Consider the following 19293-nt stretch of genomic DNA (forward strand, 5'->3'; position numbering starts at 1 on the left):
GGGCAACCGTTAAGTGACCGGCGGGGAGTGGTACCTCCATGCCAGGGGACGCCGACGACGACATGCTCTCGTGGGACGAGTCGGTGTTCCGCGAGGAGTCGGTCTTCGAGATCGACCACGTCCCCGAGACGTTCCGCCACCGCGAGAGCCAGCTCGAGAGCCTGAAGTACGCGCTCCGTCCGGCCGTTCGCGGCTCCCGCCCGCTCAACACGATCGTCCGTGGACCGCCGGGAACGGGCAAGACCACCGCGGTCCAGAAGCTCTTCTCGGAGCTGCGCGCGCGAACGGAGGTGCGGACCGTCCGCGTGAACTGTCAAGTCGACTCGACGCGCTACGCCGTCTTCTCCCGGCTCTTCGAGGGGATCTTCGAGTACGAACCCCCCTCCTCGGGGATCTCCTTCAAGAAGCTGTTCGGCCAGATCACCGACCGACTCGTCGAGGAGGACGAGGTGCTCGTGGTCGCCCTCGACGACGTGAACTACCTCTTCTACGAGAACGAGGCCTCCGACACGCTCTACTCGCTTCTGCGCGCCCACGAGGCGCACTCCGGCGCGAAGATCGGCGTGATCGTCGTCTCCTCGGACCTCTCGCTCGACGTCATCGACGACCTCGACGGCCGGGTCCAGTCGGTGTTCCGGCCCGAGGAGGTGTACTTCCCCGTGTACGACGCGACGGAGATCTACGACATCCTCGGCGAGCGCGCGAAGCGCGGCTTCCACGAAGGCGTCGTCGGCGACGCGGAACTGGACCGGATCGCCGAGCTGACCGCCGAGAGCGGCGACCTCCGCGTCGGGATCGACCTGCTGCGTCGGGCCGGACTCAACGCCGAGATGCGCGCCTCGAAGACGATCTCGGTCGAGGACGTCGAGGCCGCCTACGACAAGTCGAAACACGTCCACCTCTCGCGGTCGCTCCGGGGGCTCTCGGAGTCCGAACGCGCGCTCGTCCGCGTGCTCGCGGCCAACGACGGCGAACAGGCCGGCGCGGTGTACGAGGCGTTCCACGAGGAGACGGACCTCGGCTACACCCGCTACTCGGAGATCATCAACAAGCTCGACCAGCTCGGCGTGATCGACGCCGAGTACGCCGACGTCGAGGGGCGCGGACGCTCGCGCGAGCTCACCCTCGCGTACGACGCCGACGCGGTGTTGGACCGGCTGGAGTGAGCGGGTCGACGAGTTCGATCGACCGGGCCGACGCCTTTTCCACCTCCCCGCACGCACGCGAGGACATGAAGACGAGCGGCGGCAGCGACGCGATGAAGCGACGGGCCGGCGAGTCGGCCGCGGAGGCGGTCGACGACGGCGACGTGGTGGGGCTCGGAACCGGGTCGACGGCGGCACACGCGATCCGCGCGATCGGCGCGCGCGTCGACGCGGGGCTCGACGTCCGGGGCGTGGCGACCTCCTTCGCGAGCCGGGAGCTCGCCGTCGCGGAGGGGATTCCCCTCCTCGATCTCGACGAGGTCACGGGACCGGGCGCGGCGGGGATCGACGTCGCCGTCGACGGTGCCGACCAGGTCGCCGGGGGCGACCTGATCAAGGGCGGCGGCGGCGCACACGCACGCGAGAAGCTCGTCGACTCGGTCGCGGAGCGGTTCGTCGTCGTCGCCGACCCCTCGAAGGAGGCCGCCGTCCTCGACCGGCCGGTTCCGATGGAGGTCCTCCCGAGCGCCCGCGGCGTCGTCGCCGACGCGGTGCGGGCGGCCGGCGGCGAGGCGACGCTCCGGCGCGCCGAGCGGAAGGACGGCCCCGTCGTCACCGACAACGGGAACCTGCTTCTCGACTGCGAGTTCGGCGAGATCCCGGAGCCGGGTGCGCTCGCGACGACGCTCGCGGGGACGCCGGGCGTGCTCGAACACGGGCTGTTCGTCGGGCTCGCCGACGAGGTCCACGTCGGGACCGCCGAGGGGGTTCGGATACGGGAGGCGTGAGCGTGCGAGAGCCGCCGTCGGACGATGGCCGCCGCTGTCCGGGGACGGTCGAAATAAAACGGCAGGATTGGACGCCTTACAGGTCGCGAGGCTGGACCGTCTTCCGGTCGTTGGCCTCGGCGCGGCGTGCGGCGTCTTCGAGCAGCTCGTCCACTTCTTCGTCCAGCGCGTCGTAGAAGTCCGAAGCGACGTTCTTGTCGTCCAGGGCTTCCTTGACTGCCGCTTTGACAATGAGGTCTGCCATGCGGTCGTGGATATCCGTCGATAGTTAATAAGAGTTCCTGAATTCGCCCGCGAGGGCCGCCGTGCGGGCGGTTCACGGCGGGGTGCCGGGCGGAGGACTTATATATTTTGTGGAGCAGCGAGCCGTGGCGGGAACCGGAACGGCGGGTCGAGGCGATCCGTCGCGGATCGACGGCTACGAATCCGTTCGTCCCGACGGGCCGACCATGCGCGAGGAGAACCAGCGCGAAACGGACGGATCGACGGTTCGCGGGACGCTCGAGGCGCTCGCGAGCGGGGAGATCGGTGTCACGGAGGCGGAATCACGGATCGCGGGATACGCGACGACGACCGCGGGGCGGTTCGACACCGCCCGCGAGGACCGCCGCGGGATCCCCGAGGCGGTCCTCGCGGAGGGGAAGCGCCCCGCCGAGGCCGCGGCGCTCGCGACGACCGCCCTCGAGACGACCGGTCGGGCGCTCGTGACCCGCGCGAGCCCCGACCACGCGGCGGCCGTCCGGGAGGCCGTCGGGGACGCCGCGCCGGACGCCGACGTCGACCACGACGAGGTGACCCGCACCGTCGTCGTCCACGCCGCGGGGTTCGAGCCGCCGGAGCTCTCCGCGACCGTCGCGGTCGTGACCGCCGGGACCGCCGACGCGCCCGTGGCGGGCGAGGCGGAGGTCGTCGCCCGCGAGATCGGCGCGAGCGTCGACCGGGTCGAGGACGTCGGCGTCGCGAACCTCGATCGGCTGCTCGACCAGATCGAGCGGATCCGGGAGGCCGACATCGTCGTCGTCGCGGCCGGCCGCGAGGGGGCACTGCCCACGGTCGTCGCCGGACTCGTCGCCGCGCCCGTGATCGCGGTGCCCGTCTCGACGGGGTACGGCGAGGGCGGCGAGGGCGCGGCCGCGCTCGCCGGGGCGCTCCAGTCGTGTACCGCCCTCACGACGGTGAACGTCGACGCCGGGTTCGTCGCCGGCGCGCAGGCGGGGCTCATCGCCCGCACGATCGACGGGGCGGGCGTCGGCGACGAGGGTGGCGTCGACGACGAGGCGGGCGGAACGGGCGGAGGGTGAGCCCGTGTCCGACCACTACGTATACGTGATCGAGTGTGCCGACGGAAGCCTCTACACCGGCTACACCACCGACGTGGAGCGGCGAGTCGCCGAACACGACGCCGGCGAGGGGGCCAAATACACCCGCGGGCGGACGCCCGTGACGCTGCGACACGTCGAGTCGTTCGACTCGCGGTCGGCGGCGCTGTCGCGCGAACACGCGATCAAGTCGCTGTCGCGCGCCGGGAAGGAGGACCTGATCGGCGGGGAGTGAGCGTTACTCCACCAACCGTTCGATCTCGGTGACGAGGATCCCGCTCGCGCCGACCGCCTTCAGCTCCGAGATGGTCGCGAACACGTCGCGCTCCTCGACGACGGCGTGGACCGCGACCATGCCGTTTCCCTCCGCGTCGGCCTCGACGTCCATCACGGTCGGGCCGCCGAGACCGGGGATCACGTCTTTCACCTCCTCGAGGCGGTCCGTCGGCGCGTTCATCATCAGGTAGCGCCGGCCGTCGGCGGCGAGGACGGACCCGAAGGCGGTGACGACCTGCTCGACCTTCGGGTCGTCGACGACGTCCGGCCGGGCGAACAGCCGGACCGAGGAGTCGAGCACGTCGTCGATCACGGCGAGGCGGTTCACCTTCAGGGTCGTGCCCGTGGAGGTGATGTCGACGATGGCGTCGGCCATCTCGACGTGGGGGGTGAGCTCCGTCGCGCCGGTGACGGTGACCACGTCGGCGTCGACCCCCACGCGCTCGAGGTAGCTCCGGGTGACGGTCGGGAACTCGGTGGCGATCGTTTTCCCGGTCAGGTCCTCGACCGTCTCGACGTCGCCGCCCTCGGGCGCGGCGAGGACGAGCCGGCAGGAGCCGTACCCCAGGTCCAACACGTCGACGAGGTCGTCGTCGGACGCGTCCGCGGGATCCGAGACGACGCCGCCGGACTCGGCGGCCTGGTCGAGGCCGGTGACCCCGAGGTCGGCCGCGCCGTCGCGCACGTACTCGGGGATGTCGGCCGCCCGGACGTAGAGGACCGTCACGTCGGGGTCGACCGTCTCGGCGTACAGCTGTCTGTCGGCGGTCTCCTCGACGTGGAGGCCGGCGCGTTCCAGAAGCGAGAGCGTCGGCTCGTGTAGGCGGCCCTTGTTGGGGACGGCGATGCGCATACGCGACGACTCGCGGGGCGCGCGGGAAACGTTTTCGTCCGGCGACGGCCCCGAACGCGGGGCGGTCGCGGTCACGCGAGCGACCCGGCCCGCACGCTCACAGCAGCCGGTGGGCGACGGGGAGACAGCAGACGAAGACGACGGGCCACGCGAGCATCTGTGCGATCGGGTCCGCCGGCGACGCGACGACGGTGCCGATCAGCCCGCCGAACCCGGCGAGCGCGACGACCGCGGCGCGGTGCTCCCACCTGGACGGCTCCGCCTCCCGGTCGGTCCCGCGACGCCACCACAGCAGGTAGTACACCAGGAGGATCCCGGAAAGCGGCGCGAGGAGGCCCCAGAGAAGCGGGCGAGCGCTCCCGCGGGCGCGGGCGTCGAGGACGACCCACGCGCCGGTCGCGACCCAGACGACCGGGAACAGCAGCGCGCCGAACGCGACGACGAGCCCGAACGCGGGGGACATGGTTCCCCTTCCGTTCCGAGGAGGGTAGGTCTTCGGTTCGGGACGGGGACGAAGCCGATCGAGCGCCGACCCACTACGTCGCGTCCGTCTCACCGCCTCCCTCACGCCGCCTCCCTCTCGCCGCCTCCCTCTCGCCGCCTCCCTCTCGCCGCCTCCCTCTCGCCGCCTCCCTCTCGCCGCCTCCCTCTCGCCGCCTCCCTCTCGCCGCTTCCGTCCTGCCGTCCCACTCCCCGTCCCGCCGCGCCGCTCAAGTGGTTCCGCCGCCAACGACGCGTATCGTGAGCGACGCCGACTCCCCTCTCTCGGAGGACCGACCGACCGCCGACAGACCGCTCCGGGTGGACGCCCCGTTCGAGCCCGCGGGCGACCAGCCCGAGGCGATCGAAGAGCTCGTCGAGGGGTTCGAGGCGGGCGCGGAGAAACAGACGCTGCTCGGCGTGACGGGCTCCGGGAAGACCAACACGGTCTCGTGGGTCGCCGAGGAGCTGGATCGGCCCACCCTCGTGTTGGCACACAACAAGACGCTCGCGGCCCAGCTGTACGAGGAGTTCCGCGAGCTGTTCCCGGACAACGCCGTCGAGTACTTCGTCTCCTACTACGACTACTACCAGCCGGAGGCGTACGTCGAGCAGACGGACACGTTCATCGACAAGGAGATGTCGATAAACGAGGAGATCGACCGGCTGCGACACTCCGCGACGCGCTCGCTTCTGACGCGGGACGACGTCATCGTCGTCGCCTCCGTCTCGGCAATCTACGGGCTCGGCGACCCCGAGAACTACCGGGAGATGGCTCTCCGGCTGGAGGTCGGCGAGGAGGTGGGTCGCGAGGGACTGCTCGCCGACCTCGTCGACCTGAACTACGAGCGCAACGACGTGGACTTCACGCAGGGCACCTTCCGGGTGCGCGGCGACACCGTCGAGATCTACCCGATGTACGGCCGGTACGCGGTCCGCGTCGAGCTGTGGGGCGAGGAGATCGACCGGATGGTGAAGGTCGACCCGATGAAGGGCGAGGTCGTGAGCGAGGAGCCCGCGGTAATGCTCCACCCTGCGGAGCACTACTCGATCCCCGACGACAAGCTGGAGCAGGCCATCGCGGAGATCGAGTCGCTGATGGAGAAGCGCGTGGCCCACTTCGAGCGGGAGGGCGACCTCGTCGCGGCCCAGCGCATCGAGGAACGCACTACCTTCGACGTCGAGATGCTCCGCGAGGCGGGCTACTGTTCGGGCATCGAGAACTACTCGGTCCACATGGACGACCGCGACCCCGGCGACGCCCCCTACACGCTGCTCGATTACTTCCCCGACGACTTCCTCACCGTGGTCGACGAGTCCCACCAGACGATCCCCCAGATCAAGGGCCAGTACGAGGGAGACAAATCCCGTAAGGACTCGCTCGTCGAGAACGGGTTCCGGCTCCCGACCGCCTACGACAACCGCCCGCTGACGTTCGAGGAGTTCGAGGAGAAGGCCGACCGGACGCTGTACGTCTCCGCGACGCCGGGCGAGTACGAGCGCGAGACGTCCGCGAACGTCGTCGAACAGATCGTCCGACCCACGCACCTCGTCGACCCGAAGGTCGAGGTAACGGAGGCGACCGGGCAGGTCGAGGACCTCCTCGAACGGGTCGACGAACGTATCGAGCGCGACGAGCGCGTCCTCGTCACCACCCTCACCAAGCGGATGGCCGAGGACCTCACGGAGTACTTCGAGGAGGCGGGGATCGACGTGGCGTACATGCACGACGAGACGGACACCCTGGAGCGCCACGAGATCATCCGCGACCTCCGTTTAGGCAACATCGACGTGCTCGTCGGGATCAACCTGCTTCGGGAGGGCCTCGACATCCCCGAAGTGAGCCTCGTCGCCATCCTCGACGCCGACCAGGAGGGCTTCCTCCGCTCGACGACGACGCTCGTCCAGACGATGGGGCGAGCCGCTCGCAACGTCAACGGCGAGGTGGTCCTCTACGCGGACCGGGTCACCGACTCGATGGAGGCCGCCATCGGGGAGACCCAGCGCCGCCGCGAGATCCAACTGGAGTACAACGCCGAGCACGGCCACGAGGCGACCACCATCGACAAGCCGGTCGGCGAGACGAACCTGCCGGGCTCGAAGACGGACACGAGCGGCGTGAGCGTCGGCGACGTGGAGAGCGAGGAGGAGGCGAAAGCGCAGATCGAGGCGCTCGAAGACCGGATGGACGAGGCCGCGAGCAACCTGGAGTTCGAGCTGGCCGCCGACATCCGCGACCGGATCGCGGAGCTACGCCGGGCGTTCGAGCTCGACGGCGACGAGGAGGGCGTCCCCGCGCCGATGGTCGAGGAGTGACCGAGGCTCGGTTTCGCGGCGCGGGGCGTCGCGGAGGAGGATACCCGATTCGAATTGTAAATATGTGAACATCGGGCTCGTCGCGAACGTCGCGAAGACGAGGACGTACTACCGCTACGAGCGGACCTGGGGCCGGATCTCGCGGGGAGTCCCCGCCTCGACGTGACCGCCGATTATCAGCCGAGCGAGCCGCGGCGACGGGGTTTTTACCGACGACCGATCGACCGGGAAGCATGTACCGTCGCGCGGTCGTTGCCGGCGCGTTCGCCGTCGCGACCGCGGGGTGTACGGACCGGGTCCACGACCTCGCGGCGTCGGCTCCGGGAGACGTCGGGGTCAGGAGTCGATACGTGGACGACGACCCCCTGGTTCCCGGAGAGAGCGTGCGCGCCCAGCCCCCGGAACTGCTGACGCACGCCCTCTCGTTTCGGTCGGCCGCGGCCGCACGAGGAGCGGTCCGCCCGGACGCGGAACGGACGCGCTCGTTCGTCGACGCGACCCCGTTCGTCGACGACGGGGGCGACGCCGTGCTCGTGATCGCCCAGCGGCTGGCCCCGCCGGGGCTCGACGTCCGCCTCGGGTCCGTGAGCCGGATCGGCGATCGCGCGCTGCGGGTCGCGGCCGACGAGATCGGGCACCGCCCCGGCGACGAGGACGACCTCGCGGTCCACACGCTCCTCGTCCGGCTGACGGACGAGCGCGGGCCGCCGGAGCGCGTCGTCGTGTCGATCGAGGGCGACCGCGCCGGCGTCACGGTCTGAGCGCGGGACCCCGGTCGAGCGGCGAAGTCGTCGACGCGGGCGCGTTCGGCGGATATATACGGCCCGCCGGCGTCGCACGAACGTGACCTCCGGCACCTCCGTCTCCCGCCGCACGCTCGGGGCGGTCCAGCTCGGGATCGCGGCGCTACTTCTCGCCCAACCGCTCGCGCTTCGGTCCGTCACCGCCGGCGCGGCGATCCCGACCCTCGAGGAGCCGGCATCGCTGATCGGGCTGGCCCCGCCCGCGCTCGTGGCCGCCGGGGCGGTGACGCTCCTCTCCGGGATCGCGGCCGTCCGCGGTCGAACGCTGAGCGCACGCGCGAGCCTCGCGTCGCCTCTCGTCTGCGTCGCCGTCGGCGTCGCCCTCGGCGTCGACGTCGGACCCGAGGCCGTGTCGGTGCCGACGCTGCGCGTCTCGGGCGTGACGCCATTCGTCGTCGCCGGCGCGGTCATCGGCGGGTCGCTCGCGCCCGTCGTCCTCGGGGCGACCCGCGAGGACACGGTCGCGCTGCTCGCCGGGGCCGCCCTCCTGCTGGTCGCGCTCGCGCTCGCGCCCGCTCCCGCCCTCGCGCTGGTCGCGGGACTGCTCGGCGGGGGAGTCGCGATCGGGCTCCTGTGGACGCTCGACGCGGAGAGCTGGCGGCCGTGAGCCGCATCGATCGGTCGGGCTTGGTCGTGAGGCGTCCGGCTCGGGACACGAACGACGACAGCACGGACTCAGTTGTGCGGTGAACAACTGAACTTGTACTACTGAAATCCTGTTGGTAATGTTTATGCCGATGGAGCCGGAGACGTTTGACACGGTTCACACGGAGCGGTTCGCCCGGAGCGGTCCGCCCGGTTTCAACGGGTAGCCGCGCGTTCGCGTCGAATGGGGAACGTACCGAGAGTGGCGACGCCGTCCGACGCACCGACCCGTGGAACCCCGAGCACCCATGAGCACGACGACACACGACACTGCGGTTCGCGACCTACTCGACCGAGCCAGGGAGGGGAACGAGGACGTACTGGACGCCGACGAACGCGACCGGCTGGTCGCCGAGATCGAGCGCGCGCTCTACGACGGAGCCGACGCCGACGAGGTGGCCGAGGCGACCGTCGACGCGCTCACGGCGCGGATCGAGCGCGACCCCGCCTACGACGCGATGGCGGCCCGCGTCGCACGCGAGGACTACTTCCGCCGGGTGACCGGCGAGCGCCCGCCCGACGACGAGGGCGACCTCGCGGCGGCGTACCGCGACTCCTTCCGCGAGGCGATCGACCGCGGCCTCGGGGCGGACCTCCTCGACGAGCGGATGGACGAGTACGACCTCGACCGGCTGGCCGACGCCATCGAGCCGGCGCGCGACGAGCTGTTCGAGTACACCGCGCTCGACACCCTCGAACAGCGGTACTACCTCCGGGAGGCGGACGTGGCGCCGTTCGAGCTCCCGCAGGTCTTCTGGATGCGGGTGGCGATGGGGGTCGCGCTCCGGGAGGACGAGTCGGAGCGAGCGGCGCGCGCCGAGGAGTTCTACGAGGTCCTCTCCACGCTGCGGTTCGTCCACTCCACGCCGACGCTGTTCCACGCCGGGACGACCCATCCGCAGCTCTCCTCGTGTTACCTCACCACCGTCCCCGACGACCTCGAGGGGATCTTCGAGGCGTACAAGGAGCACGCCAAGCTCTCGAAGTGGTCCGGCGGGCTCGGCAACGACTGGACCCCGCTCCGCGCGGACGGCGCGTTGGTCTCCTCGACCGGCGTCGAGTCGACCGGGACGGTCCCCTTCCTCAAGATCTCCAACGACGTGACCGGCGCGATCAACCGCTCCGGGAAGCGCCGGGGGGCAGCCGCCGCCTACCTCGAGGCGTGGCACCTTGATTTCCCCGCCTTCATCGACCTCCGGCGGAACACCGGCGACGAGCGCCGGCGCACCCACGACATGAACACCGCGGCGTGGGTGCCCGACCTGTTCGTGAAGCGCGTCGAGGCCGACGAGGAGTGGACCCTCTTCTCGCCCGACGAGGTGCCCGATCTCCACGGGACCTACGGCGAGGAGTTCGAGGAGCGGTACGAGGCGTACGAGGAGGCCGCGGAAAAGGGCGAGCTCCGCCAGTACGAGACCGTCGACGCGAGCGAGCTCTGGCGGGAGACCCTGACGCGCCTCTTCGAGACCGGCCACCCGTGGATCACGTTCAAGGACCCGTGTAACGTCCGGTCGCCGCAGGACCACGCCGGCGTCGTCAACTCCTCGAACCTCTGTACGGAGATCACCCTCAACACGAGCGAGGAGGAGACCGCCGTCTGTAACCTCGGCTCGGTCAACCTCGCGCGGCACATGACCTTCCGCGGCGACGCCGAGGCCCACCCCGCCCCCGACGACGTCGCGGTCGCGGCGCGGGGCGACGGGGCGAACGCCGGCGACGCCGACGTGGACGGCGCGATCACCGTCGGAGCCGACGGCGAGGCGGCCGAACTCGACGCCGAGCTGTTCGCCGACACCGCCGAGACCGCGATGCGGATGCTCGACAACGTCGTCGATCTCAACTTCTACCCGACGGAGAAGGCCGAACGCTCCAACATGCGCCACCGGCCCATCGGCCTCGGGATGATGGGTTTCCACGAGGCGCTCCAGCTCGCGCGGGTGCCGATGAACTCCGACCGCGCGCTCGAGTTCGCCGGACGGGCGGGCGAACTCCTGGGCTATCACGCGATCGACAACTCCGCGAAGCTGGCGGGCGAGCGCGGCGCGTACGACAGCTTCGAGGGGTCGAAGTGGGACCGCGACCTGCTTCCGCAGGACACCCTCGACCTGCTCGCCGAGGAGCGCGGCCGGGAGATCCCCGTCGCCCGCGAGGAGACGCTCGACTGGGACGCGGTCCGCGAGCGGATCGCCGAACACGGCATGCGCAACTCCAACACCACCGCGGTCGCGCCCACGGCGACCATCTCCACCATCGCCGGCACCTCCCCCTCGATCGAGCCGCTGTACTCGAACCTCTACGTCAAATCCAACATGTCCGGCGACTTCACCGTGGTCAACGAGCGGCTCGTCGCCGACCTCAAGGCCGAGGGGCAGTGGGGGTCGGAGGCGCTCGACCGCCTGAAGTACCACGACGGCGCGGTCGGCGACCTCGATTTGCCCGGCGAGCTCTCCGACCTCTACCGCGGGGCCTTCGAGATCGACCCGCGCCGCCAGCTCCGGCTCACCGCGCGCCGCGGCGCGTGGATCGACCAGAGCCAGTCGCACAACGTCTTCTTCCCGTCGACGGACGGCTCGCTGCTCGACGACGTGTACCGGACCGCCTGGGAGCTGGGGCTGAAGACGACCTACTACCTGCGCACGCTCGGCGCGTCGAGCATCGAGCAGTCGACGCTGGACATGGCCGAGTACGACGACACGCAGTCGCGCGGGGGCGGGCTCGACGGCGGAGACGAAGCGGACGGCGAGCCCGGTGGCGACGCGGAAGCCGACGCTGACGCGGACCGCGTCGACGGGCTGCCGACCGTCGAGGACCCGACCTGCGACGCCTGTCAGTGAGTCGGACGAACGACAGTCGACACCACACGATCTACACCATGCCGCTCATCAACACCGACAGCCAGCACGACCCGAACAAGATCCTGCCGATCGACTACGACTGGGCCCGCGAGTACTACCGCGACGGCGTCAACAACAACTGGGTGCCCGAGGAGATCCCGATGGCCGACGACGTCCACCAGTGGGAGGGCGACGAGCTGACCGACGCCGAGCGCCGGCTCGTCGAGTGGAACCTCGGGTTCTTCTCGACGGCCGAATCGCTGACCGCGAACAACCTCGTGCTCGCCGTCTACGACTACGTCACCGCGCCGGAGTGCCGCCAGTACCTCCTCCGGCAGGCGTACGAGGAGGCGGTCCACACGGACACGTTCATCTACTGCTGTGACTCGCTCGGCTTCGATCCCGAGTACCTCTACGGGATGTACGACCGCATCCCCGCCATCGAGGCGAAAGACGAGTTCGTCGTCGATCTGACCCGCGCCATCGACCGCCCCGACTTCACGATCGAGATCGACGAGGACGTCCGCGAGTTCGTCCGCGACCTCATCGGCTTCTACGTGATCATGGAGGGGATCTTCTTCTACGCCGGCTTCGCGATGATGCTCGCGTTGAAGCGGCGCGGGAAGATGGTCGGCGTCGGCGAGCAGTTCGAGTACATCATGCGCGACGAGTCGCTCCACCTCAACTTCGGGGTGGAGCTGATCAACACGATCCGCGAGGAGAACCCCGGCGTCTGGACCGACGAGTTCGAGGCGGAGATCGACGGGCTGATCCGCGAGGCGGTCGAGCTCGAGTCGGCGTACGCCGCGGAGGCGTGCCCGCCGGACCTGCTGGGGATGTCCGCGGAGGGGTTCATCGAGTACGTCGAGTACATCGCGGACCGCCGGCTCACGCAGCTGGGGATGGAGGAGGCGTACGGGACCGAGAACCCGTTCCCGTGGATGTCCGAGGCGGTCGACCTCAACCGCGAGGCCAACTTCTTCGAGCGACAGGTGACCGAGTACCAGTCCGGCGGCTCGCTCGACTGGTAGGCCCCCGCGAGCGACGCCGGCCGCTCGCCGCCCCGGAGTCTCGCCGACCCGGACTTCACCGGCCCGGACTCTCCGACTCCGACTCCAGCTCGATGTCGCGGTCGGCCTCGCGGTCGGGGCCGTCCGCGTCGTCGAGGTCCGGAGCGGTTCCGACGTCGACGTCCCCGCCCACGTCGATATCCCCGCCCACGTCCACGTCGCCGGCGACGCCCGCCGCGTCGCGCTCGCGGCTCTCGTCGGTCCGGAGGTCGTCGTCGGCGACCGTGTCGAGCTGTTCGAGCGCGCTCTCGATGTCGTCGAGCCCGAGCAGCCGTTCGGTCTCCTCGTCGAACGCCTTGCTCTCGAGCCCCTCCATCTCCTGTGCGTCCGACCCCGAGAGCGTCTTCCCGTAGCGGCCGACGAGGCTCGTGAGCTCCTGCGGGAGCACGAACGTCGTCGAGTCGCCCTTCCCGATCGCCGCCAGGGTGTCCATGCCGCGCTCGATGATGGCGCGCTCGCCCATCGACTCGGCGGAGCGGGCGCGAAGCACCGTCGAGATGGCGTCCCCCTGCGCCTCGAGGATCTGGCTCTGTTTTTCCCCCTGCGCGCGGATGATGTTCGACTGCTTGTCGCCCTCCGCCTGCTCGACCGCCGAGCGGCGTTCCCCCTGCGCTTCGAGGATCATCGCGCGACGGCGGCGCTCCGCGCCGGTCTGTTGCTCCATGGCGCGTTTGACCTCCGCGGAGGGGCTCACCTCGCGGACCTCGACGCCCTCGACGCGGATCCCCCACTCGTCGGTCGGCTCGTCGAGCTCCTCGTTGATCCGGTCGTTGATCTGCTCGCGTCGGGAGAGCGTGTCGTCGAGCTCCATGTCGCCGAGGACGGCCCGGAGCGTGGTCTGGGCGAGGTTCGAGGTCGCCTTCTTGTAGTCGTCGACCTCGAGGAACGCCTTCTTCGCGTCCATCACCTTGATGTAGACGACCGCGTCCGCGGTCACCGGCGAGTTGTCACGCGTGATCGCCTCCTGGCGGGGCACGTCCAGCGTCTGCGTCCGCATGTCGAACGCGTACGTCCGCGAGACGAACGGTGGGATGAGGTGGACGCCGGGTTCGAGAAGCGTCCGGTACTCGCCGAACACGGTCAGCGCCTCCTTCTCGTAGGCGTCGACGATCTCGACCGCGCTGGCGAGCGTCACGATCGCGAGCAGGATCGCCAGCACGCCGACCCCGAGGGTGAGGCTCTGGCTCAGCGCCGCGAACCCGACGACCAGCGCGAACGCCAGCGCCGTGTACTGCCAGACGGAGTCGGGGATCCCGCCGGCCACGTCGGAGAGGTCTGGAGGGCCGTCCTGCGGGCCTTGTGTTCCCATACCCGAGGTTACGGTTCGACGACGTTAACAGTTCGCACGAAACCGGGATCGGAGACGCGCGGAGCGGGCGACTCGCGAGGATCCGCGGGGTGATCTCGGATCGACGGTGTGATCGCCGATCTCCGTCCCCGCCGTGGGGAAGCGTCTTGGTCTGGGGAGGAGTGGGTACGCCGGATGTATCTGGTGACGTTCCGCCTCGCTCCGGGCGAGTACGACGCGGAGTTCCACGAGTTGAACGACGCGATACAGGCGGCCGCCGAGGACACGGAGGGGTATCTGGGCAAACGGACGTGGCACGCACCGGACGACGAGGAGGTGCTCGTCGTCTACTACTGGGAGACGTTGGACGCGCTCGAGTCGTTCGGGGCGGATTCGGACCACGAACGCGCGAAACGGCGGTGGACGGAGTGGTACGACGCGTACGAGGTCACCGTCACGGAGGTCGTCGAGGCGTACGGGAGCGGATTCGGCGAGGACGCGAACCCGTTCGTGTAAGGCTCGAACGAGAGGATTCCGTTGAATCCTGTTCTTCGAATGCGTTCCCTACCGAGATCCTCGTCAGGATTTGAGTGCTAGTTGTACGGGTGTTTCGTGAATTATCGAGGTGATAAAAAGAATGTCGTTGCTGGCGCGGTGAACACCAGCAAAGCCCCAGTCGCGAGAACTCGCGCGGCTTGCTGTGCTCCTCGCTCGCTTCGCTCGCTGCGGTGTCGCCGGCGGCTCCGCCGCCGGCTGCCCGTGGCGCGTAGCGCCACGCTGCTTACTGCGCCGGGCTTCGTCCTCGCGACTGCCCCTTTGAGTCCCCCCGCAACTGCCCCGAACCTCACACCTCCCCAGCCTCGCGGTTCGCGCTCTCCGAGCGCTCACCGCGTCCCTCGCGTTCCGGTCGCGGGCCGTCGGCCCGCTCCCGGGCGCGCCACCGCTCCGGCGATCGTTCGTTGTTTGGGCCCCTCCGAGCTACCGGTAGCATCCGTGAACGTCTGTCGGCTTTAACCGGATCGCGCACGGAGGGAGGTACATGCCCAGCGACGAGGATCCCGACCGCGAGTTCCGCACGCGAAGCGTCCACGCCGGGTCGACGCCGGACCCGACCACGGGGGCGCGCGCGACTCCGATCTACCAGACGACCGCCTACGAGTTCGACGACGCCGACCACGCCGCGCGGCTGTTCGCGTTAGAGGAGGCGGGCAACGTCTACTCGCGGATCATGAACCCGACGAACGCGGCGCTCGAAGAGCGGATCGCCTCCCTCGAGAACGGCGTGGGCGCGATCGCCACCTCCTCGGGAATGGCGGCGCTCGACCTCGCGACGTTCATGCTGGCCGCCGCCGGCGACAACGTCGTCACCTCCTCGGCGCTGTACGGCGGTACCTACACCTACCTCACCCACTCCGTCGAGCGCCGGGGCGTCTCGACGCGGTTCGTCGACCCGCTCGACTACGAGGGGTACGCCGAGGCGATCGACGACGACACCGCCTACGTCCACCTCGAGACGATCGGTAACCCCTCGCTGGTCACCCCTGACATCGAGCGGATCGCGGAGATCGCCCACGAGCACGGCGTCCCGCTGTTCGTCGACAACACGTTCGCGACGCCGTACCTCTGCCGGCCGCTCGACCACGGCGCGGACCTCGTCTGGGAGTCGACGACGAAGTGGCTCACCGGCAACGGGACCACGATCGGCGGCGTCCTCGTCGACGGCGGCTCGTTCCCGTGGGGCGAGTACCCCGAGACGTTCCCGGAGATAGCGCAGGACAACCCCGCCTACCACGGGATCAACTACGTCGACGCGTTCGGCGAGGCGGCGTTCACGTTCGCGGCCGTCACCCGCGGCCTGCGCGACCTGGGCAACCAGCAGGCCCCCTTCGACGCGTGGAACACGCTCCAGCAGACCGAGTCGCTCCCGCTGCGGATGGACCGCCACTGCGAGAACGCCGCGGTCGTCGCGGAGTACCTCGAGGAGCACGGGGACGTGGCGTGGGTGAACTACCCCGGCCTGGAGAGTCACGAGACCCACGAGGAGGCGAGCGAGTACCTCGAGGGCGGCTACGGCGGCATGATCACGTTCGGGCTGGAGGCCGGCTTCGAGGCCGCGAAGGCGACCGTCGAGAACACGGAGCTCGCCTCGCTGCTCGCGAACGTCGGCGACGCGAAGACGCTCGTGATCCACCCCGCCTCGACGACCCACCAACAGCTGACCGAGGAGGAGCAGGCGGCCGCCGGCGTCACCGGCGACATGGTGCGGCTCTCGGTGGGGATCGAGGACCCCGCGGACATCGTCGCCGACCTGGAGGCGGCGATCGAGACGGCGACGGAGTAACGCCGGTTCGGGAGGACGACGGAGCGAGAGAGGTACGCCGTCCCTCGGGCAGTCACGCCGGCGTCAGCCGCGCGACCGGCGCGTCCCCGGCGTCGACCGCGACGTAGAGGTGGCCCGTGTCCGGATGCTCGGCGACGGTACGGACCCGCCACTCCCGGTCGGTCAACAGCCGCTCGATCCCGGTCGCCTCCCGTCCCTCGACGGTCAGCCGGGCGAGCGCCCGCGAGGCGAGCCCGCCCACGAACAGGTCGCCCTCCCAGTCGGGGAACGCGGTTCCGGAACAGAACGTCATCCCGCCCGGCGGGAAGCCGCCGCTCCCGCAGGGCCACGAGTACGCCGGCGCGATCACGTCCTCGCGGTCGTCGTGGGAGACGCCGATGGGCTCGCCGGTGTCGTAGGTACACCCCTCGTCGGCGACCGGCCAGCCGTAGTTGCCGCCCCGCCGGAGCACGTTGATCTCGTCGCCGGCCCGCTCGCCGTACTCGCTCTCCCAGATCTCGCCCGTCTCGGGGTGGACGGTCAACCCTTGCGCGTTGCGGTGGCCGTAGCTGAATATCGCGTCCCGCGCGTCCGGATCGTCGACGAACGGGTTGTCCGCGGGGACCGAGCCGTCGGCCTCGAGCCGGAGGGTCTTGCCGAGTTCGACGCCCAGATCCTGGGCGACGTGGTCCGGGCCGAAGTCCTTGAACTGGCGGTCGCCGACGGTGACGTACAGCCGCTCGTCCGCGTCGAAGGCGATCCGCGATCCGTAGTGACCCGTCGAGTCGACGAAGGGTTCGGCGGCGTGGAGGACCTCGAACCCCTCCAGTCGGGCGCCGTCCGGGTCGAACCGCCCGCGGCCGACGTGGGTCGCCGTGTCGCCGGCGGCGTTCGACGCCGAGTAGGTGAGGTACGCCCAGCCCGGATCCGGGAACGCCGGACCGAGCGCGACGTCGAGGAGCCCGCCCTGTCCGCGTGCGTCGACCGCGGGCGTCCCGTCGACGGGACGAACGTCGCCCGACTCGGGGTCGACGACGTTCAGCGTTCCCGCTCGTTCGGTGACGAAGAGGTCGCCGTCGGGAAGGAAGGCGATCGACCACGGGTGCTCGAATCCGGAGGCGACGGTCTCGACCGCGTACGCCGCGTCCGGATCGGGTCCATCGTCGCCGTCGGCGGGCCCCCCGTTTCCCGCGTCGTCGCCGTTACCACCGGAACCACCGCCGTTTCCAACACAGCCAGCGAGCGTTCCGGTCCCGGCGAGCCCGGCGAGCGAGAGGAATCGACGTCGGTCCATCGTGTCGGCGGTGGGGCCCGCCGGACATCAAGGGCGCGGTGGGCGAGGAGCGTCTCGGGGCGGGAGAAACCCACGAACGGCGGCCTCAGAGGTCGTCGCGCTCGAACTTCAACAGCCCAGCCAGCGGGGGCGCGAGCGTCCAGAAGACCAGCATCGCGACCGCGGAGATCTGTCGGTCCACCGACTCGCCGGCGAACAGCTGGTCGCCCAGGAACGCGTTGGCGAGGAGTTCGATCCCGCTCGTCGGATTCGCGGCGTCGAGGAACGTGCGGATCTGCGCCATGGAGACGGGGAGCGCCTCGATCGGTCCGGAGAACGCCCCGACCACGCGACCGGTGAACAGTCCCCACAGCAGCACGAAGAGGGCGTAGACGCCGATGCCGGCGATGAGCGCGCGCTGGCGGGTCGCTACCGCGGCCGAGCAGCCGACCGCGATGGCGACGAACACCACCCCGAGCGTCGCGGCGAAGACGGTGTATCCGAGGAACGCCCCCGCGTTGAACGTCACCGGGACGACGATCAACACGAGCGCGGGCAGCAGGAAGCCGGCGAACGTCGCCAGCGCCAGCGCCGCACCCCGACCGATCACCTTGCCGAAGACGACGTCGGCCCGCGAGTGGGGTAAAGAGAGGAGCAGCTTCAGCGAACCGGACTCGCGCTCGCCGCTCACGGCGTTGTAGCCGACGACGACGCCCACGAGCGGGACCAGCCCGGTAACGAGCACCGGGCCGACGAACGAGCTCAAGAGCAGCTCCGTCGCGAACTGCTCGGCCTGTCCCTGCGGGCGGACGACGTACGCGAAGACGGCGACGAGAAGCGAGAACAGCGCGACGAGAAGCACCATCCCGCGCGACCTGACCGTGTCCTGGAAGTCCTTGTTCGCGACCGCGAGCAGGCTCATGCGTCCACCTCCTCCGTGGCCGCGTCTCCGTGCCTCCTCGGCGTCCCCTCGCCCTCCGTGTACGCCAGGAAGAGGTCCTCCAGCGACGCCTCCTCCGTGTGGAAGTCGTCGACGACGGCACCCGCGTCCTCGGCCGCGGCGATGACCCGCGTCTTCACGCCGGGGTCGCAGCTCACGAGGAGGGTGTCCCCGTCGGCGTCGACCCGCGAGACGCCCTCGACCGCGCGGACCGCGTCGACGACCGCGTCGGTCGCGTCGTCGACGGTCACTTCCAGCGTCTCGCCGTCGCCGACCGCCTCGCGGAGCCCCTCGATGGAGTCCTCGGCGACGAGCTCGCCCTCCCGGAGGATGCCGACGCGATCACAGACGGCTTCGACCTGCGCGAGCACGTGCGAGGAGAAGAAGACGGTCGCGCCGCGGTCGGCCTCCGCGGCGACGATCTCACGCATGTCCTTCACGCCCGCGGGGTCGAGCCCGGAGGAGGGCTCGTCGAGGATCAGCAGGTCGGGGTCGCCGACGAGCGCCATCGCGAGCGCGAGCCGCTGGCGCATCCCCTTCGAGTAGCCGCCCGCCTTGCGGTCGGCGTCCTCGAGGAGGCCGACCCGCTCGAGGACGGGTTCGGGCTCGACGTCGACCTCCTTCGACTCGATCGCGAACTCGACGTGTCTCCGGCCGGAGAGCCGATCGTACACGGAGAATCCGTCGGGGAGAACGCCGGTCCGTCGGCGGATCTCGACGCTGTCCGCGGTGGCGTCGTGGCCGAGCACGGTCACGGTTCCTTCGCTCGGCCGGACGAGGTCGAGCACCATGTCGATGGTCGTCGACTTTCCCGCCCCGTTGGGGCCGAGGAAGCCGTACACCTCGCCTTCCTCGACGGTGAGGTCGAGATCCCGCACGGCCGTGACGCCCGGAAACTCCTTCGTCACGCCGCGCAGATCGATGGCGGTCATATCCTCCCGTT

At 70.1% G+C, this 19293-nt stretch carries 18 protein-coding genes; 11 read left to right on the forward strand and 7 right to left on the reverse strand.

Annotated features, from left to right (window positions below):
- Nucleotides 1–38 precede the first annotated feature (38 nt).
- Together NO889_RS02125 and rpiA are read left to right on the forward strand one after the other, a co-directional pair.
- Nucleotides 39–1166 carry an ORC1-type DNA replication protein gene (locus NO889_RS02125; RefSeq protein ID WP_256410594.1) on the forward strand — a complete coding sequence of 376 codons (1128 nt, stop codon included), beginning with the start codon at nt 39–41 and terminating at the stop codon, nt 1164–1166.
- Between the two features lie 65 nt (nt 1167–1231).
- Nucleotides 1232–1933 (forward strand): ribose-5-phosphate isomerase RpiA, encoded by a 702-nt coding sequence (rpiA, locus tag NO889_RS02130; protein ID WP_256410635.1) that lies wholly within the window; start codon nt 1232–1234, stop codon nt 1931–1933.
- Nucleotides 1934–2009: 76 nt separating this feature from the next.
- Here rpiA and NO889_RS02135 read toward each other — a convergent pair whose 3' ends face one another.
- Nucleotides 2010–2177, reverse strand: a complete 168-nt coding sequence (locus NO889_RS02135; RefSeq protein WP_004267503.1) for a DUF1931 family protein — start codon at nt 2175–2177, stop codon at nt 2010–2012.
- Nucleotides 2178–2382: 205 nt separating this feature from the next.
- On the opposite strand from NO889_RS02135, the gene larB reads away from it, so the two are divergent.
- Both larB and NO889_RS02145 read left to right on the forward strand, forming a co-directional pair.
- Complete coding sequence (gene larB, locus NO889_RS02140) at nt 2383–3234, forward strand: nickel pincer cofactor biosynthesis protein LarB (RefSeq protein ID WP_256410636.1); 852 nt, start codon at nt 2383–2385, stop codon at nt 3232–3234.
- Between the two features lie 4 nt (nt 3235–3238).
- Nucleotides 3239–3487, forward strand: coding sequence for a GIY-YIG nuclease family protein (locus NO889_RS02145; RefSeq protein ID WP_256410595.1), 249 nt, complete (start codon nt 3239–3241; stop codon nt 3485–3487).
- A 3-nt stretch (nt 3488–3490) separates the two neighbouring features.
- Here NO889_RS02145 and hisG read toward each other — a convergent pair whose 3' ends face one another.
- Together hisG and NO889_RS02155 are read right to left on the reverse strand one after the other, a co-directional pair.
- Nucleotides 3491–4381: an ATP phosphoribosyltransferase gene (gene hisG / locus NO889_RS02150; RefSeq protein ID WP_256410596.1), complete on the reverse strand. Its 891-nt coding sequence runs from the start codon at nt 4379–4381 to the stop codon at nt 3491–3493.
- A gap of 97 nt (nt 4382–4478) precedes the next feature.
- Nucleotides 4479–4844 (reverse strand): hypothetical protein, encoded by a 366-nt coding sequence (locus tag NO889_RS02155; protein WP_256410597.1) that lies wholly within the window; start codon nt 4842–4844, stop codon nt 4479–4481.
- A gap of 278 nt (nt 4845–5122) precedes the next feature.
- Between NO889_RS02155 and uvrB the strand changes: the two genes are divergently transcribed.
- From uvrB to NO889_RS02180, 5 genes are all read left to right on the forward strand, one after another.
- Nucleotides 5123–7177 (forward strand): excinuclease ABC subunit UvrB, encoded by a 2055-nt coding sequence (gene uvrB / locus NO889_RS02160; protein WP_256410598.1) that lies wholly within the window; start codon nt 5123–5125, stop codon nt 7175–7177.
- A 233-nt stretch (nt 7178–7410) separates the two neighbouring features.
- Complete coding sequence (locus NO889_RS02165; protein ID WP_256410599.1) at nt 7411–7938, forward strand: hypothetical protein; 528 nt, start codon at nt 7411–7413, stop codon at nt 7936–7938.
- A gap of 82 nt (nt 7939–8020) precedes the next feature.
- The gene (locus tag NO889_RS02170; protein ID WP_256410600.1) at nt 8021–8587 is read left to right on the forward strand and encodes a hypothetical protein; all 567 of its coding nucleotides are present in this window, start codon (nt 8021–8023) and stop codon (nt 8585–8587) included.
- Nucleotides 8588–8873: 286 nt separating this feature from the next.
- Nucleotides 8874–11459: a ribonucleoside-diphosphate reductase subunit alpha gene (locus NO889_RS02175; RefSeq protein WP_256410601.1), complete on the forward strand. Its 2586-nt coding sequence runs from the start codon at nt 8874–8876 to the stop codon at nt 11457–11459.
- 38 nt (nt 11460–11497) lie between these two features.
- On the forward strand, nt 11498–12490 hold the full coding sequence (locus tag NO889_RS02180; RefSeq protein WP_256410637.1) for a ribonucleotide-diphosphate reductase subunit beta: 993 nt from the start codon (nt 11498–11500) through the stop codon (nt 12488–12490).
- 55 nt (nt 12491–12545) lie between these two features.
- Here NO889_RS02180 and NO889_RS02185 read toward each other — a convergent pair whose 3' ends face one another.
- Nucleotides 12546–13838 (reverse strand): SPFH domain-containing protein, encoded by a 1293-nt coding sequence (locus NO889_RS02185; protein ID WP_256410602.1) that lies wholly within the window; start codon nt 13836–13838, stop codon nt 12546–12548.
- A 174-nt stretch (nt 13839–14012) separates the two neighbouring features.
- On the opposite strand from NO889_RS02185, the gene NO889_RS02190 reads away from it, so the two are divergent.
- Together NO889_RS02190 and NO889_RS02195 are read left to right on the forward strand one after the other, a co-directional pair.
- Nucleotides 14013–14333 carry an antibiotic biosynthesis monooxygenase family protein gene (locus NO889_RS02190; RefSeq protein ID WP_256410603.1) on the forward strand — a complete coding sequence of 107 codons (321 nt, stop codon included), beginning with the start codon at nt 14013–14015 and terminating at the stop codon, nt 14331–14333.
- 523 nt (nt 14334–14856) lie between these two features.
- Nucleotides 14857–16158: an O-acetylhomoserine aminocarboxypropyltransferase/cysteine synthase family protein gene (locus NO889_RS02195; RefSeq protein ID WP_256410604.1), complete on the forward strand. Its 1302-nt coding sequence runs from the start codon at nt 14857–14859 to the stop codon at nt 16156–16158.
- A 52-nt stretch (nt 16159–16210) separates the two neighbouring features.
- Here the strand turns inward: NO889_RS02195 and NO889_RS02200 are convergent, their stop codons facing one another.
- The 3 genes from NO889_RS02200 to NO889_RS02210 all read right to left on the reverse strand — a co-directional run bounded on the left by NO889_RS02200 (nt 16211) and on the right by NO889_RS02210 (nt 19282).
- The gene (locus NO889_RS02200) at nt 16211–17431 is read right to left on the reverse strand and encodes a PQQ-dependent sugar dehydrogenase (RefSeq protein WP_256410605.1); all 1221 of its coding nucleotides are present in this window, start codon (nt 17429–17431) and stop codon (nt 16211–16213) included.
- A gap of 85 nt (nt 17432–17516) precedes the next feature.
- On the reverse strand, nt 17517–18332 hold the full coding sequence (locus NO889_RS02205; protein WP_256410606.1) for an ABC transporter permease subunit: 816 nt from the start codon (nt 18330–18332) through the stop codon (nt 17517–17519).
- Nucleotides 18329–19282, reverse strand: a complete 954-nt coding sequence (locus tag NO889_RS02210; protein WP_256410607.1) for an ABC transporter ATP-binding protein — start codon at nt 19280–19282, stop codon at nt 18329–18331. Before NO889_RS02210 ends, NO889_RS02205 begins: the two co-directional genes overlap by 4 nt.
- Between the last annotated feature and the right edge of the window lie 11 nt (nt 19283–19293).

Source organism: Halorubrum rubrum (genome assembly GCF_024494685.1).
Classification (GTDB): Archaea; Halobacteriota; Halobacteria; order Halobacteriales; family Haloferacaceae; genus Halorubrum; species Halorubrum rubrum.

What these genes read in the sequence shown, in the direction of transcription:
- larB (WP_256410636.1), top strand. Translation starts at nt 2,383, where the DNA reads ATGCGCGAGGAGAACCAGCGCGAAACGGACGGATCGACGGTTCGCGGG.
- NO889_RS02180 (WP_256410637.1), top strand. Translation starts at nt 11,498, where the DNA reads ATGCCGCTCATCAACACCGACAGCCAGCACGACCCGAACAAGATCCTG.
- NO889_RS02165 (WP_256410599.1), top strand. Translation starts at nt 7,411, where the DNA reads ATGTACCGTCGCGCGGTCGTTGCCGGCGCGTTCGCCGTCGCGACCGCG.
- NO889_RS02195 (WP_256410604.1), top strand. Translation starts at nt 14,857, where the DNA reads ATGCCCAGCGACGAGGATCCCGACCGCGAGTTCCGCACGCGAAGCGTC.
- NO889_RS02175 (WP_256410601.1), top strand. Translation starts at nt 8,874, where the DNA reads ATGAGCACGACGACACACGACACTGCGGTTCGCGACCTACTCGACCGA.
- NO889_RS02205 (WP_256410606.1), bottom strand. Translation starts at nt 18,332, where the DNA reads ATGAGCCTGCTCGCGGTCGCGAACAAGGACTTCCAGGACACGGTCAGG.
- NO889_RS02190 (WP_256410603.1), top strand. Translation starts at nt 14,013, where the DNA reads ATGTATCTGGTGACGTTCCGCCTCGCTCCGGGCGAGTACGACGCGGAG.
- NO889_RS02200 (WP_256410605.1), bottom strand. Translation starts at nt 17,431, where the DNA reads ATGGACCGACGTCGATTCCTCTCGCTCGCCGGGCTCGCCGGGACCGGA.
- NO889_RS02155 (WP_256410597.1), bottom strand. Translation starts at nt 4,844, where the DNA reads ATGTCCCCCGCGTTCGGGCTCGTCGTCGCGTTCGGCGCGCTGCTGTTC.
- NO889_RS02210 (WP_256410607.1), bottom strand. Translation starts at nt 19,282, where the DNA reads ATGACCGCCATCGATCTGCGCGGCGTGACGAAGGAGTTTCCGGGCGTC.
- NO889_RS02135 (WP_004267503.1), bottom strand. Translation starts at nt 2,177, where the DNA reads ATGGCAGACCTCATTGTCAAAGCGGCAGTCAAGGAAGCCCTGGACGAC.
- NO889_RS02185 (WP_256410602.1), bottom strand. Translation starts at nt 13,838, where the DNA reads ATGGGAACACAAGGCCCGCAGGACGGCCCTCCAGACCTCTCCGACGTG.
- hisG (WP_256410596.1), bottom strand. Translation starts at nt 4,381, where the DNA reads ATGCGCATCGCCGTCCCCAACAAGGGCCGCCTACACGAGCCGACGCTC.
- rpiA (WP_256410635.1), top strand. Translation starts at nt 1,232, where the DNA reads ATGAAGACGAGCGGCGGCAGCGACGCGATGAAGCGACGGGCCGGCGAG.
- NO889_RS02125 (WP_256410594.1), top strand. Translation starts at nt 39, where the DNA reads ATGCCAGGGGACGCCGACGACGACATGCTCTCGTGGGACGAGTCGGTG.